We start from the raw sequence: 16,580 nt of genomic DNA, 5'->3' as shown, positions 1-16,580 counted from the left end.
CCCGTTAAATAAATATACTTAACTTATTCAGAATTAGTCAATAATATACAATAACAGAGAAACGGATTTAATATGGATACGTTTAAATAAATATTAAAAAATTAAGGAAAATTATAATGGGGATGGCTTAAAACAGCCACCCCCATTCGCATCGAGAGATGAGTCTCTCTCTTATGGGCAATACGGCTTGGGGCCGCTTTTATACAGATAATTTATTACATATGTGACATCCAGCAGGTTAACCAACCCGCTTCCGTCAACATCGCCGACCTCAGGTATCGGTGCCGGCGCCGCCCCTCCCTGATAAAGGTAATTAATCAGCCGGGTGGCATCAAGAATATTGATCGCGCCGCTGGCATCGATATCGCCGACCAAAGGCGGCGTGGCGTTGATTATCAGTTCCACCACGGCATGCCAGTTTGGATCTTCCTGGGGACACGGATTGGCAATATCGCCGACACATACCTCCAGAATCATGGTCGTGCCGGTATCCAGACAGACCGGATAAAAAACCCAATGCCCGGTCTCAGCATCGATTTCTCCGGGACCGGATACGATTGAAAAGGTGAGCGGATCGGGTGGATCATCCGGATCCTGAGCCGTGAAAGTATACTCGAACCCGCCCTGACAGTCATTTATCAGCTGGGTCGGGTAATTATCGAAAACCGGGGGATTATTGGGCAGTACGCTTATATATAAATCGACATGTTCGCCATAAAATCCGGCGGCTTCGGCCGAAATCAGGGTTGGTGTCGATCCCGTATAGTATATCTGCATCAGGTTTATCAAACCGGGATCGATTTGAGGTGGATCAGCAAATGGAGCCTCTCCCCAATTAGCCGCCACGAGTATAATCAGCGTGTCATTGATCAGGTCAAATCCGGCGGACAGGTTTTCGGGCACATTGTCAATCCAGATATTCTGTGCCGAATCAAGTTCCGGCGTAAAAAAGCGCAAGTATAATCCGCCGCCGGCTTTCTCAAAGGCCGTTTTAATCGTCAGCGATGAATCGGATTCGTTTTCGACACACAATAAGCCGTTAAAACTCGTGAAAGTCATCGGCGGATAATAGGGATATGGAGTCGCATAACCCAGAATTACCTGTTGCAGGTAAATAAAATCTTCCATGGTCAGCGGAATGCCGTCGCTCTTGACATCGGAAGTGGCTATCTGACCCTCCTGGTTTATGGTAAAGGCCGATAAGCCGTAGAAAAGGTAATTGGTGAATGTGACAAGGTCGGCGATTTCGTATCCGATTCCATTCAGATTCAAATCACCGATATCAAGAATACTGTCACAGGCCGTGAAAATAGCACCGTTTTTGAAATCGATCAGCCGGACCGGTGGAGAGGGAACAGATGGATTGATGCATTCTTCCGGCGTTCCGTAACACGTCGGAAAATCATCATCGGGATCGGTGATATTGATATCCCCATAATCATATACCTGATCGGATACGGCCAGAATGACATCCGAACCGTCGTAATAAGCAACGGCATTGTCCCCGCAGTCCTTCCATAAAAATCTCAGGGGCAGGATTTCACATCCGGTCAAATAGCTTTCATTTAAATCCAGGTTCAGATAGAAAAGAACGGTTCCATCCGGGATTATTTTCTCGAGCGCCGTATGCTCGCCATTGGCCATATCTGCCACAGCGATAACCCGAAGCAGACCGGGAGGGAATGTTCCACCGGGGGAGACCTCGGACTCAAAGCGGTAACTGAAATACTCCCATTCATAGTTGCCGGGAATATCGAATACCTCGCCTGGCGTCACGCTGACCGAGTCAAGAGCTTCTGAATTGATATTAATAAGAAAATCAAAACCGCCCATCGGTTCATCGCCGGTCGTTTTGGTCACCGGGATTGAAACCAGGGAACCGACCGGGACATTATTCAGCGAGCCGGTTTCGATACCAAAAGGGGTCGGTTCCTGCGCGTAAATTTCTTCAACGGTAAGGGTAACCAATTCACCCTGACGGTTGGAAGCCTGGGCCGATATGAAATCGGGCGTCTCGCCATTGTAAACGATTTCAAGAATATCGGCCGGACCCGCCGGTATATAGGCTGAATCGTTATAAGGAATCGGCGGTACCACCAGGATCTTAAGGGAATCATGATCGAATCCGTAACTGAGGTCCATATATTGAATGGTCGACGCGCCTGTTATGGTAAAATCACCGGTGACAGCCAGTTCCGGGGCGTAAAACACCAGATGAATCCCTCCGGCATCTTCCTCGAAGTCGGACTGCACTATAATCGAACTGCCGGTATAATTCAGATACAATATACCGGACGAGGTTATTTTGGTCTGAAGCGGGCCTTTTAAGAGGGAACCATCAATAATTCTCAGAAGATAAACATAATCTGCGACCGATAGTACTATTCCATCAAGATTAACATCGGTTGCCGCTATCTGGCTTTCAACATTGATGGTGAAAGCCTCCAATCCATAGAGGAAATAGTTTGAAAACACCACCGCATCGGCAATCTCATATTGAATGCCGTTCAAATTGATATCACCGATATATTCGGGACCGATATCACAGGCAATTTCAATATAACCACTGACAAAGTCGACCACCCGCTGGGGAGAATTGGAATTCAGGCTGTCGATACAAAAGTCCGGAACCCCGGAATAAGTGGGCAGAAAAGCCGAGGAGTCGGATATTTCACTGCCGTCGAAGTCATATACATTATCCGATACTCCCAGGAATATTTCGCCCGGATCATTGCCAAAGGCAATGGCATTGTCGGTGCAATCCATCCAGTAAAAACGCATGGGCACTACTTGACAGGCATAATCCGGATTGGAATTAATATAAACAGTGAAATAAAATAGAACGGTTTCATCGGGAATCGACAACTGAATAGGGTGATGGGGTCCATTATTCAGATCAGCCACGGCGACAAATCGAACCAGGGCCGAGGGACAGGCGGTTCCGCAACCGCTGTTATCGGTCTGCCTATAGGTGAAATACTCCCACTGGTAACCGCCGCTGTCATTGAATATTGTTCCGCCGTGAGCGTTCATCAGAGTCAGCGGCCCGGAATCATAGCCGATCAGAAAATCAAAGCCGTGCATCGGCTCGGATCCGGCCGTTTTCAGGACCGGAACCAAAACGGCGGTACCCATATTGGCCAAAGGAGGTGACTCAATTTCGATACGATATGGTATGATTTCATCGGCCCGGACACCGGATATGGCTGTACCCATGGCGATGAGAATCAATGCCGCAATGATTATATGCGGCCGCCTGCTGGTAAACTTGGTTAACATCCCTCTCACTCCTTTTTAAAAGGTACTCTCAAGGTGGAAATTATCGGGCACTATTCTCAATAAAAGTTGTCCTCTGATCGGCTTCCGCGGGCGGCCCGACCCGCCCGCAGAAGCATTTGCAGAACCTGCAGACCCCAATAATATACGGAATTATCCAGATAAAGCAAGTTAGTATTTTATTGGGGGAAAGCAGGCTCTGTCCCTCCCGCCGATTAAACAGAAAATCCTATTAATATTTGGCTGGATATCGTCTCCGGGATAAAAACCCGAAAATCCCCGACGCCAGCGGGAAAGTATTTCGGATCAGATAATTTACGACGGATAATCGATTGATAGAAAAAAACAAACCTAAGAAAACCGAAATAACCATTACCGCCGCCATCATCCCGGAGTAAATTCCAATTCCTCCGAAACTTAAAAGTTAAAGGTTAATTTAAAACTTTAGCGGTATGACTATTTCTACCTCAGCAGTATGTGAAGCAATTGTCGGGATAGCCTCAGCGATTAATATCACTATTAAAGTATATATTAACATCACCCATTTGTCAAGAAAAAAAATCAATTTATTGGCAATCCGGTTCCGGCCCGTCTTTATAAAGGTAATTTATCAAATATGTGACATCAAGTATATTGACCGCCCCGCTTTTGTTGACATCGGCGGCCTCCACCGGCGAAGGACTCGGCCCATCTTTATAAAGATAATTAATTAAAAAAGTGACATCGAGAATATTAATCGCGCCGCTTCCGTCGGCATCGCCGCAGATAAAGACATTATATGCGGCCACTATGAATGATAATGTGTCCGCCCGGCAGAAATCGCCGACAATAACGGTTACCGATTCCGCCGTTTCTTCGGAAGGAGTTGTGCCGACCAGGGAATCGTTGACCACTTGGCACCAGGAGGGATATATTTCGTATATAATACTGTGCTGCGAATCGTCGGGATCGTTAATATCAGGATAATATGTAAACGGGGAAAGGCAGGGAGTCATAATGGTGTCACCCGGCGATATTATTTCCGGACCGATATTGGAATGATCCACCACCAGCGTAACTTCAAGCGTATCGGCCAACTCGCCATCGGAAGCAATAATTGTAAAAGAAGTATCATAATCATCACAACCGACATGACCTTCCAGAGTGTCGCCGATTATCTCACACCATGATGGAAAATCGATTATGCTGATTTCGGGAATGCCCCCGTTGGGATCAACCGCGGTGGCGATATACCGGAATATCTCCGGTGATGGCGCGCAGGTATCAAAGGCCGGGGAGATTATCTGCGGCGGCAGATTGGCCGATTCGATTGTGAATTGGTGAGCCCAAAAAGCGCCTATATAAGGATGGGTTTCCACCCGTCCCGAGGAATCAGCCGCCTGCAGGTAATAAGAAATCGTGACCCCGGCCGACTGGGCCGGAATATAGCCGATAAAAGAATCCGGATATGCCGTCGGAGTCAGGTAAGTCCAGGAAAAAATCTGGCTTTTCGTTTTGTAAAAAAGCTTAAGCGAGTCGGGAATTAATCCGGCCCCGGAATGGGCCACGATTTTAACTCCAACCTCATAATCATTTACCACATCGGAGGTGTTGGCCAGGGGAGTGTGTTTGAGAAAAAGCATGCCCCGATCGGGAACCCCCATGGTCCGGCAATGGATGGCGTCATCATCAAGCCATGAACCGGTAAATCCGATTATTTCATATCCCGGCATAGCCGCCTCATAAGTGGCCAGGGCGCTATCATCATACGTGTCGCCGAAAATGGGGACCAGGACCTTGTCGTTGAGAATGATAGAATTGGTATAAGCGGTTCCGGAAGGGCAGTAAACCCTGACAATTGTGTAAGGTTGTTCCCAGGCGCTGATTTGCTGGGCAAGGTAATCGGCCCGGGCATTGAGCAGGGCATGGCTGGAACTGCTCGGAGGAACATCCTTGACCAGAATGGTAGTCGGATTCAGAAATTTGGCCCAGCAGTCAATGTGGTGAATCCCGCTGGATTCAATATAATCGAGAACCGTGTAATCATTGCCCAGAAAAGCCAGCATAATAGAATCGACCTCGGCCATAGTCTTATCCGTATTCTCGTTATAGACCAGCCGCGTTGACATCGACCTACCCAATCCATCGGACATATGATTGCCGCCGGTGTGAATCAGGTCCATGCCGTAAACTTCAAGATCCCATTCGTCGCCGAGAATCCAGGGAATCTGGTCATCAAGAGGGCGGGGGCGATTATATATATGATCCACAATGGCCAGGCTGTCGTTGCCGTCAAAAATAAACCAGGGCCCGTAATCACGAGTCCAGATGGAATTGGTCGAGGCAATGACAAACTGGGTATTGTCCATATTAACGCCTCCGGCCGTGTAAGAACTGATGGCCTGATTCATATAATAGGTACTCGAAACCAGCGTTGTGACCATCAGGTCCTCCGATAATTCCGCCACAATGTCAATGGAGATGCCCAGCGGCCAGCGAATAATGACACCCTCAGAGGGTTCCCATTCGGCGCAATTCCTGATTGGGCCGGGAGGAGGGCTGGTGCGAATATGATAAAGGCCGATCTCATCAAGGCGAAGCATTTCTTCAGGCGTCAGGCCGATCGGCAAATATTCTTCCTGAATAGAATCATCGGCAACAATCTCACCGGTAAATAGTATTGACAGGACAACCATTATTCCATAAAGATATCTTACCAGCATATTCTTCCTCAATCAATATTATGTAATTGTGCCGACCGATTCAATTATAGTCTCCGGTATCCATAATTATCAGGGACAATTCGGTTCCGGTCCTTCCGTATAAAGGTATTTGATGAAATAGGTAACATCGAGAATATTAATCTCCCCGGAATTATTGACATCGGCGGCCTGAGTCGGATTGGGGGCCGGCCCTTCTTTATACAGATAGGCAATCAAAAAGGTGACATCGAGAATATTTATACCCCCGTTGTTATCGGCATCGCCGCAGAGGAACATGGTTACCGCCTCGGTCTTCCTGATAACCGAGTACTCGCCCCATTGATTTTCCGCATCGACAGCCCTGACCTTATAATAGTAAGTGCCCTCCGGTTTGTCGGTGAAAGTGTAGTTTGAATCGGCAATATCCGATGAGATCAGCGTCTCGGCGCCATATCTATCGATTGGGGAAATATCATCGACATAAAATCCCTCTTCGGTAGTATAGGAATCGGTTTCATAGGTGAAACGGATATATATTTTGCGGTCGGCATACACCGAAAGATCAAATACAGCTTCAATCCATCCGCCCGATGATCCGGTGATTCCATGTCCCCGGTTATTACCATAGGGATCGTATTCGGTGGTGATATTGCCCTCAATGGGTGTGAAAACGATTCCATCCAGCGAAACCTCGACATAGGCATAATCCCAATCCGTTTCGATATCATAGTACGTCCAGAATTTCAGGCTGTCATTCATCGAGACCTTGACTTGATTACGGGTTTGAAAGTGACAATATAAGTTGTTATCCTCACCGGAATAAAAACTCGATGGTGCCGAATAATAGCGCGTTGTGGAAACAGAATACTCGTCGTTTATCCAGTTTTCGAAATTCACCGCCGAATCGGTCAGGCCCTGCTGATAATTCTGGAGTTCAACAAGCTCAAAGGCTAACGCCGGATTGAGAGTGTCGTCATGACTCCATGAAACCGTATAATCGGCCGCATTGACGGTATCGGCCAGGGTGAGAATCGGTTGCTCGGGAGCCCGCAATTGATAAATATTTCCCGCCAGTCGAGCCAAAAACAGGTTCGGCGCCAGGTTCTCGGAAACCAGGGCCGGAATCCGGCTTGGTGAGGGCCAGAAACCGTCGGCATCGCCTCCAACTTCAATGGTAATTCCGAAACTCACGTTCTTGGTTGTTTGTTCGCCGTAACTCCAGTCATCGGAGCCGCCGTTGACCGGGTAAAGAAGCATCCAGGCCGTTCCGGGATCATATCCGTTCATATCACTAATGGTATCGGCCATGGCCGCGAAGATGTCATGATCGGAAGTCAATATGGTCTCGTATCCCCAGGGATATAAAACGAAATTGGAATACGAGTGGTAGTACAGGGTAATAATAAAATCGTGAGCGTTATGGAAATCTCTCAGATTCTGGGTCTCCGGTTCGGAAAAAGGTCCGGTTCCGCGATAGGTCGGATCGCTGGGATAGGGTGATGACCCGGAATTATCATACCCCCACTCATAACCGAAATTCCGGTTCAGATCGACCCCATGAGTCCCATCACCGTTATCGCGGCGGTTTTTACGCCACATCCCGCCGCCATCGGGATCATAGGTCTGATTATAATAGTAACCATCGGGATTAACCAGCGGGATAAACCACAATTCCCGATTATCGACCAGATCGGTGACATCAGGATCGGTACCGTAGTTATCCGCCAGATAATCCATGAAATAAAAAAGGACTTCCGGAGTAATCACCTCACGGCAGTGAATCGCCGCGGTGTAAAGTACCTCGGGTTCATCCTCATCCAGTTCGGGGTTATCCGATATTTTAACCGCCCACATATCGCGCCCCTCGATTGTCTGGCCGATACTGATTTTCTGGGAAAAAATTGCGGGATGATCGGCGATAAGGGTATCCAGATAAGCGTTTATTCCTTCCAGGGTCTTATATCCCCCCATATCTTTGTCAGGGGTAAGGCGTGATTTATAAAAGGCTTTAAGATCAGGGTGAATTATCTCTGTCGTCAGGCCCAGTGATTCAAGCCTTTTTAATTCCGAATCAGTAGTTATGATTTTAATAAAATTATCGCCTCGTCCGACAATATCCAGCGGCAATTCCGACAATTTAATGAAATCTGATTTGGATTTTAAAATAATCCTGGCTTCAACATAAATTTCCCCCGAAGCCGCCATCAGGCAGACGGAAATGGCAACTAAAACCAATGCAACTGACAATATCTTGAAATATGACACCGGTCCTCCCAATGTGGTTTGTGGCGAGTATGTAATACATTAATATACATAACTTTATGCAAATCGCAAGGTAAAATTTCGAATGTTTGCAAACGCCAATATCATATTTAATTTATTAGATTGATATCTTTTATCAATATCGGTTAAATTGTATTTTTGGTTTTCATCGGTAATGATGGTTTAAAATATATCTTGGATTATTATTAATCGGGAGGATCTGATGAAATCACCTGCTGCCTTCATTATTCTGCTTGCGGCCCTTATCCTGGTCATTCACCCGGCGGCGGGCCAGAATGATCATGTCAAGTATGTCCCCAAGTATGAGGACCCGGTTTTAAAGGAAATCGGCGAGCAGGCGGATAAAGAACAGGCCGCGCGCGACAGCCTGACAGCCGATATCCGCGAAAAACAGGCGGAAAGAAATAAGGCCGACAAGGCGCTGGCTATGTCTCTCCGGTTTGATATGTCTCAAATTCCGCGCCCGAATTCGCCCGATGAATTCAAATCCCTTTTTCATTTTCCGCCGGTGGCCCAGTATCGAACCGGAACCTGCTGGTGTTTTTCCGGGATATCATTCGTTGAATCCGAAATTTATCGGGTGACCGGGGAAAAAATCAAGCTGTCCGAGATGTATATCGTGTATTATGAATTTCTCGATAAGGTCAGGCATTTTATCCGTGAAAGAGGCGATTTCGCGGTTTATGACGGTTCCATGAGTAATGCCGTCTTTCGTGTCATGGAAAAGTACGGGGCAGTTCCCATCGATGCCTATTCCGGGCTCATCACGGGGGAGAGGTACGACCATGAGAGAATGTCACAGGAAATCCGGGATTACCTTGCCTTCATAAAAAATGGCGGCTACTGGGATGAGGACCTTGCGGTACAATCGGTGACACTGATTCTTGATAAATATATGGGCCGGCCGCCGGAGTATTTTGAATTCGAAGGTGCCACTTTCACTCCGCGGGAATTCTTTAAGAAAATCCTGCAGGTAAAGCCGGAGGATTATATTGATGCCATGTCGACTCTCCGGGTGCCGTTTTACAGCATCGGCGAATTCAAAGTCTGGGATAACTGGTGGCATGACAGTTCCTATTACAATCTCCCGCTCGATGAATGGTACGGCCTGATGAAAAAAGCGATTGGCGAGGGTTATACGGTCGCGCTGGGCGGCGATATCTCCGAACCGGGCTATTATGGCTTTGAGGATATCGCCGTGGTCCCCGATTTCGACATTCCCGGGAAATATATAAACCAGGATTCGCGCGAATTCCGTACCGATAATGAATCGACCGGTGACGATCATGGAATCCATGTAATCGGATTTAGGAATATCAAAGGACGAGACTGGTTTTTAATCAAGGATTCGGCCCGAAGCGGCCGCCGGGGTAAGTTCGAAGGATATTTTTTCTATCGTGACGATTATATCAAATTAAAAATGCTTACCTTTATGGTTCATAAAGATGCCCTGGGAGATATTCTAACCAAATTCAGTCAACTCAAATAGTCTCCAAGATACAATAAAAAAGGGACGGCGTTCAACCGTCCCTTATAAACCGGAAATTAATCAATTATCCTTCGCAAATCGGCGCCGGTCCACTGGTATATAGATATCTCAGAAGATAGGTGGCATCGAGAATATTGATGGCTCCGTTGCCGTCACAATCAGCCGATACCGCCGGATCGGGAGCCGGCCCGGATTTGTAGAGGTAGTAAATCAGGTAGGTGCAATCGAGGATGTTGATCTGGCCATTGCCGTTGGCATCGCCGCAGAGATAATCGCAGGCATCACCAACACCATTGCCGTTGCTGTCCGCCTGATCCTCATTGTCAACGGTCGGGCAGTTATCGCAGGCATCACCATGAGTGTCACCGTCGGAATTGAGTTGATCCTCGTTATCAACGGTCGGGCAATTATCGCAGGCATCGCCATGGGAATCGGTATCCGAGTTGGTTTGATCGTTGTTAGCGACGGCTATGCAATTGTCGCAGGAATCACCGATACCATCAAGATCGCCGTCTTCCTGGTCCGGATTGTAATGCAACGGGCAGTTGTCGCTCATGTTGGGGATTCCATCCAGGTCATCATCCGGGTAGCCATAAACCTGATACGGCATAAGCCTGATGGTAACCGAACTGTCACCCTTCATATGGACAAAATACTCGTAGGCAATATGAACCACATAACCGTCGGATTCGCCGATATCGACCGAGCGGTATTCGGGAACAACCATGTCACCGGTGACGCTGATGACTTCCGGGGTTCCCCAGGTCATGCCGCCGTCTTCCGTCAGAACAGCATAAAGCTCATTGTCTTGAACATAGGTGACCACAAAGGTCTGATTGGCAATATGCTGGATTCTCGGGAAACGTTCCGCGGCTGTTGTGGCAACCACGGTATTGGTAACAAGGTTGCCGATCTCGCCGTCAAGAGTATAGAAACAAATAAGGTCTTTGTCATCCGGATCAGCGCCGTCGTAGTTTTCTCCCACAATAATCAAGGCGCCATCATAGGAACAAACAACCGGGTATTGGAAGTTGGTTGTATCTTCCATTATGAAAGTCCATCCGCCGGCGTTGGGATCTTCATCCTCGCTGGTGAAATAGGCGGCATCATCCTGACGGGCAAACAATTCCCAGAGGCCCAGAGAGTCGTTATAGTGGTCGTAAACCGCGTAAGCCATAAAGGTCGCCCGATCCAGATCATTGGTGGTGGAATTACAGCCATCAAGATCGTTGTACCAGCTTATACTCGCATAACCTTCAGAATCCGTCGGGTAGAAAACATGGGGTGCATCTACCATGGCCGGGTCGGTGTATGTCGTACTGTGAATCATACTCTGAATGCCCCATTGCCAGTTTTCGCCATGGACAGCGCTGGCGATGTCCACCATTCTCATATCATGCCAGCCATAAGAACTCCAGTTCCAGTACTGACCCGCGGCGGTACTGACGTCGGTAGCATCGGTCAATACCACAAGATAGTTTGGAGCTCCGCTGTAAAACTCATACGGTGGAACGCAGGTACCATAGAAGGAGGTGTCAAATCCGAGATATTCAATCGAGGGATAAATGGCCGCGCCGCCCGAAAATGTCCAGTAAACGGCATCCGACCAGGTGTTTCCCGTATCCAGAGAAGTCTGCCAGTAAATGGTGGTGTCATATTCATTGTACTCATCCGCAAAGAATAGTAATCCCTGACCATTATCGCCAAGGGCGGGATGAACATTCAAAGTGTCAATTGGCGGACGGGCCTCAATATAGACTTCATATTCGCCCGACTGCCCCCCGTAACCGTCAACCACGATATAATAGGTTTCTCCGCCCGTTATGGCCAGATCATAAATGGCGGCCCGATAATCCGGCAGGCAACTGTCGGAATACTGATTGCAGGCTACTGCCGTTGTATCGGCATCATAGACATACAGCTTGGTCCAGTAGGCTGAATTACAGGAAATAATATGAATACGCTGTCCTCCCACCGGAGTATAAGAATAAACTACATCGGGTGAAGCCGATGAATTGGGACATTTTTCATCATAGTCGTTGGTGTAACCAACGGTTGTCCCGGTGAGAGTGGCCGGTAGGGAAGTAATGACCGTGGCATTGTCCAGATCATCACCGCCCTGTTTGATATCGGCCCTTAACGATGCCGGAGTATCTCCGGTAAAACGTTCGCCCTGAATTTTTAAAACCCGAGGTGACTCGGTTAGCTTGGTGGCTTTGGCCGCCGGTATCGATAACCTGTCGGCGCTGACCGTAACGGCAAAAGCCAGCAAACAAATCAGGAGAACTCCCAAAATCAGTGAGCTTCTTAACATCTGTCTCCCTTTCTTTTCCTGTGATTAGAGTTTATTATACTCATTATTCTCGTTGTTACTACATAATGTAAAATATCAGGCGTTTGTTACCCTTTTATAAATATTACAGCGGTATATATCAATTCTTGGCGGTGAGATAAATCAGAATTTTTTTTGCCCTCCATTCCTCCGTAATTACTTATTCAGCGGATTCTTACCTATAAATCGTAAAATTCCATGGTTTTATTTAGCTTAAGAGGATAATATGAGCCATAAAAACCGGCAATGTTAACCGTTTTAAGCGGAATTGGAATCTTTTTGAACATCATACCCATAAAAGCCGCTTCCCAACTTAAACCCCTCTTAGTCCACGCCCGCCCGACGGCGTATCCTGATTGACAATAGTATGGCAGGTATCTTGTTAAGTGGTTCTTACCCGATCCGGTAACACCAACCTAATTAAGTATAATAAATATAAAACCAGTCATTTCGTCAAGTCTAAAATGCTATATTCTAATGATTTAATACGTTGTTTTGAATTTTAATGTTTCATTTTTAAAGATCCCGACAGCCACCTTGAAATGTTTTCCTGGAATCCGCCAGGATTATTTTTCGCTGTCTTGATTACCGGTCAATTCCGGCGCCTGCAACCAGCGGGTAGATTTTTCAACCGGCTCCGGCCCGGGAATTTCCTTGCCGGTGTCCACTTCCAATTCGTTGAATCGGCGGGCGGCAATTAAAACCCTGGTTTCCAGAGAGCCGACCGCTCGATTGTAAGCCTCGACCGATTTATCCAGTCCTTTGCCCACTGCCCCGAAGTGCTCGGCCAGAACCCTGATCCGATCATATAAGTCACGCCCCAGGTTGCTGATAGCCTGGGCATTTTCCGCCAATTTCTCCTGCCTCCAGCCAAAGGCCACGGCCCTCAAAAGGGCGATCAGGGTGGTCGGACTGGCAGGAATGACGCCGGATTTAACTCCATCCTCGATCAACATGGGATCGTGCTCCAGCGCGGCGCTGAAAAAACTCTCGCCCGGAAGAAACATAACCACGAATTCCGGCGAAGAATCCAGCTCGCTCCAGTAGGCTTTACTACTCAATCGGACAATATGCTGTCTTACCTGCCCGGCATGCTCCTTCATTTTGCGTTTACGGGCGTCCGGGTCTTCCAGTTCAAGGGCATCGAGATAAGCCTGAAGCGGCGTTTTGGCATCGACCACCACCGTCTTTTCGCCCGGTAAACGAACTATCATATCCGGTCGAAGACGGCCATCCGCGGCATTGATTGAGGATTGCTCGGTGAAATCGCAGTACGGCAACATCCCGGCCATTTCGACCACCCGTTTTAATTGAATTTCGCCCCAACGGCCTCGCACCATCGGGTTTCTCAGGGCGGTGACCAGATTGACCGTTTCATGCTTCAGCTTTTCCTGGGTCGTAATCAGGGATTTGACCTGTTCACTGAGACCCTGATAGGCGCCCTCCCGGGCCTTTTCCATTTCCGTAACCTGACGGTTGACCTTTTCCAAAGATTCCCGGATTGGCTGTACCATATTTTCTATGGATTGTTTCCGCTGATCCAGATCACCCCGGGCCTCGGTCTGGTATTTTTCCAGAGTCGCCTTGGCCAGTTCCAGAAAACTCTGGTTATTGCTTTTCAGGGCATCGGATGACAGTGATTTAAACGCATCGGTAAGCTTTTTTTCAGCCTGCTCCAGAAGAGCGATCTTTTCCCCGGCGGCTTTTTTTTCCTGTTCCAGGGTGGTCTCCAGACGGGCCAATTTGGTCTTTAATTCAACGCTTTCCCTTTGAAACCTGACCAGCTCCTCATCGATTTTAACAGTCTGTTGTTCGGCCTGATTCAACCGCGTAACAAGGGCCGAATTCGTCGATCGATTAATAAGCCAGATCACCAATCCCGAAATGACCGCCCCGCCGACAAATCCAATCAGAAATATTAACCAGTCCATAAAGCCCTTTTAAAAAAATTCGGGTGTATGAATTCCGATTCCGTCTGTTTTCAGTCAGAATAGGCAATTATTGTCATAATTGCCATCACAATGTGAATAAAATCGGCTTTTCAGACCTGGAAAAGATACTGCAGTTTGAAGAAAAACTGGCGTTCGGTTTTTTCCCACCCGTTTAAACCATAATTGTGCAGATTCTCTGTGGCCCCGAGGTAAAACACTGAAAAAGGATTAAGTCGATAGGTCAATAAAGGCTCCACCTGCCAGGTTTCATCGAAATCATCATATTGGGCAAATAGCCTGATATAAAACCTCTTATCGAATTGATAGGTTAACCTGGCGTAATAAATAAAACCCTCATTTAAAGGCTGATTGGTGGCTTCCTCAACATTCTTGAAATACTCATATCCCTGTTGAATTTTCAAACGGCAGGTCGGCTTTAAAGCTATTGAAATATCCAGATCGGTTTCTTTTCCCATAACCGGCGGATCCTCGGTTCTGGCAATACGATCTCCATATGATCCGGCCATCCCGGCCGATATAAAACGGCTGAAATTACTGCTGAGTTCGAAATAGGCGCTCCAGATTCCGTTAAATTGCATATCGTGGAAATGCTCCCGGCTGATAAGTCCTCCCAGTTCGATATAAGTCTGACTTTTCACCATGCTTCCGACTTCATACCACAACCATTCATCCTTGAAATGTCCGGTTTCGTGGACCCAGACATGGCCATATCCGAATCGGGGCTCGATATTATCGAAGAAACCATTATCGAAATTGAATTCATAACCGCCGGAAATTTCCATGGATCGGGTCCCGTTCATGAAAACAAAACCATTATCGGCCCGAAAGGTCGGCGATTCTTCATTATAATCAAGATCAAACCAGAAATGCCGGCCGATTCGTCCGATGCTGGCATACAAATCATGCCCGGAGAATTTTTCGCCATCAAGCGCCAGGGTATGATGATCTCGGTCGAAATAGACCACTCCATAGCCATCTTCGGCAGTGGTATCGATCAATTCGGGATCATTGAGTTCTTCGGTATAACTTCCCAGCAACTGCAATTCAAAATTATAATTTTCAAGAAATCTCAAAGCCATATCATATCCGAAAACCGTTCCCGAACCGCCAACATCGAACCGGCGATCAGTGAAAAGAGCGCCAAAATGCGATTCCTCACCGAAGGTTTGCCTTACCCGGAGAATGTTCGAAGTGCTTTTGCCGGCCATCCCGAAAGCGGTCTGCTCCCTCATGGGAATCATGATCGGTGAATTTTCATCATAAGCCAGCAAGTAAGCGACACTGAATCGACCGCTTCGGCCGACAACCTTGACGGCTCCCAGCGGATCATTAATAGTCCGTGTATAGACCGCGTTAAGCCACGTATTAAATAACTCACTGCCTTCCTGAAAGAATGGCCGCCGTTCTGAAAAAAATAAGGCGAAAGTGGTATTAACATCGACCTGTTCTTCATCCGATTCTATCTGGCTGAAATCGGGATTATAGGTAGCCTCGGCGGTCATATCCGATGAAATCGAATATTTTATACCAAGTGATACCTCACCATCAATATCCTTGTTTTTCCATTTCGACTGCGGATCGTCATCATCAATCAAACCGCCGCTCTGAAATCCGATGACTCCCGGAAGAAATTCAATTCCTTTCCCGGGTTTGACATTGTTAATCCCGGTAATCGTCCCCCACTGGCAGGCCCAGCAGGGGTTATTGCGGTCGTAAGCCGCCCAGGAGTACTGCCTTCGTGAGTCGCGGGGATGATTGCGCCAGAAATCCACCTTCCAGACTTGTTCCTCGGTGTCGGGAAAACGAAGACTGCTGAAGGGAACCGCCATCTCAATCTGGTATCCTGAATCGGTGATTCGTCCCATCGCTTCCCAGATCAGATCCATGCTTTCGTCTTCACCGCCGTACCTTGACCAGAGATAATCACCCTGGATGCCCAGCGGATTAACATTTAATTCATAGGCCCAGGCGGCATCGCCATAAGTATCAATGATCAGGCAAATATTATCGTCATTACCCATATTATCATGCTGGGAATAACTGGCGCGAATCGTTGTGGGATCGTCATAGCAAATGAAAGCCACATATAATTTCCCATTGTCATAAGTCATCATGGCTTTGGTATCCACCGGGGGACGGGTTTGATCACCAGGATTATGTTCGGCGAAATTATCCGCCACCGTGACCCCTCGCCAGCCGCTGTCATCGAGATTGCCATCAATGACGATCTTTCCGGAAAAACGCTGGACATGCATGGAAGGATTATAAACCGGGTGATAATCACCAGTTGCAGAAACCGTGATGGTCAGCATTGCCCAGATTATAATCGTTAATATAATCGGGTTATGAGGATAACGGCGGATATGTTTTCCCATAGTCTCTCCATACAAATAGAATAGCGGCTTATTATATATGGCAGATACGATATCCGGTTGTCAATGTTTCAGTGTGGCTTTTATAAATATGAAGGATCAAAGGACCAATGAAAACGGGGGATTGGCGAGTTGGCCAATCCCCCGGATAAACGGAGTTAAGCAGATTTAGGGCTGGCAGATGGGTGCCGGGCC

Annotated in this window: 7 protein-coding genes; 1 reads left to right on the top strand and 6 read right to left on the bottom strand. The window is 47.5% G+C overall.

All coding sequences use genetic code 11. From position 1 onward, the window contains the following. Positions 1-171 precede the first annotated feature (171 nt). The 3 genes from JXQ28_01440 to JXQ28_01430 form a co-directional block, all read right to left on the bottom strand. Entirely contained in the window at positions 172-3,279 is a 3,108-nt protein-coding gene (locus tag JXQ28_01440; protein MBN2276384.1) for a hypothetical protein, read from the bottom strand. A 563-nt stretch (positions 3,280-3,842) separates the two neighbouring features. After that, entirely contained in the window at positions 3,843-5,978 is a 2,136-nt protein-coding gene (locus JXQ28_01435; GenBank protein MBN2276383.1) for an agmatine deiminase family protein, read from the bottom strand. Positions 5,979-6,047: 69 nt separating this feature from the next. Beyond that, entirely contained in the window at positions 6,048-8,222 is a 2,175-nt protein-coding gene (locus JXQ28_01430) for an immune inhibitor A (GenBank protein ID MBN2276382.1), read from the bottom strand. A 220-nt stretch (positions 8,223-8,442) separates the two neighbouring features. Between JXQ28_01430 and JXQ28_01425 the strand changes: the two genes are divergently transcribed. After that, a complete protein-coding gene (locus tag JXQ28_01425) occupies positions 8,443-9,729 on the top strand; it encodes a peptidase C1 (protein ID MBN2276381.1) in 1,287 nt (428 codons plus the stop codon). Positions 9,730-9,793: 64 nt separating this feature from the next. On the opposite strand, the gene JXQ28_01420 is transcribed toward JXQ28_01425, so the two are convergent. From JXQ28_01420 to JXQ28_01410, 3 genes are all read right to left on the bottom strand, one after another. After that, positions 9,794-12,043, bottom strand: a complete 2,250-nt coding sequence (locus JXQ28_01420; protein ID MBN2276380.1) for a thrombospondin type 3 repeat-containing protein — start codon at positions 12,041-12,043, stop codon at positions 9,794-9,796. A 584-nt stretch (positions 12,044-12,627) separates the two neighbouring features. Continuing rightward, positions 12,628-13,992, bottom strand: a complete 1,365-nt coding sequence (gene rmuC, locus JXQ28_01415) for a DNA recombination protein RmuC (protein MBN2276379.1) — start codon at positions 13,990-13,992, stop codon at positions 12,628-12,630. 110 nt (positions 13,993-14,102) lie between these two features. Then, a complete protein-coding gene (locus tag JXQ28_01410) occupies positions 14,103-16,388 on the bottom strand; it encodes a carbohydrate binding family 9 domain-containing protein (protein MBN2276378.1) in 2,286 nt (761 codons plus the stop codon). Positions 16,389-16,580 lie beyond the last annotated feature (192 nt).

The organism is Candidatus Zixiibacteriota bacterium (assembly GCA_016933955.1).
GTDB lineage: Bacteria > Zixibacteria > MSB-5A5 > GN15 > PGXB01 > JAFGTT01.
The sequence above is the reverse complement of the archived record's forward strand: the minus strand, read 5'-3'. Positions and strand labels throughout refer to the sequence as shown.

Excerpts from the sequence above, each read along its gene's own strand:
- JXQ28_01440 (MBN2276384.1), bottom strand. The coding sequence starts at position 3,279 with ATGTTAACCAAGTTTACCAGCAGGCGGCCGCATATAATCATTGCGGCA.
- rmuC (MBN2276379.1), bottom strand. The coding sequence starts at position 13,992 with ATGGACTGGTTAATATTTCTGATTGGATTTGTCGGCGGGGCGGTCATT.
- JXQ28_01425 (MBN2276381.1), top strand. The coding sequence starts at position 8,443 with ATGAAATCACCTGCTGCCTTCATTATTCTGCTTGCGGCCCTTATCCTG.
- JXQ28_01435 (MBN2276383.1), bottom strand. The coding sequence starts at position 5,978 with ATGCTGGTAAGATATCTTTATGGAATAATGGTTGTCCTGTCAATACTA.
- JXQ28_01410 (MBN2276378.1), bottom strand. The coding sequence starts at position 16,388 with ATGGGAAAACATATCCGCCGTTATCCTCATAACCCGATTATATTAACG.
- JXQ28_01420 (MBN2276380.1), bottom strand. The coding sequence starts at position 12,043 with ATGTTAAGAAGCTCACTGATTTTGGGAGTTCTCCTGATTTGTTTGCTG.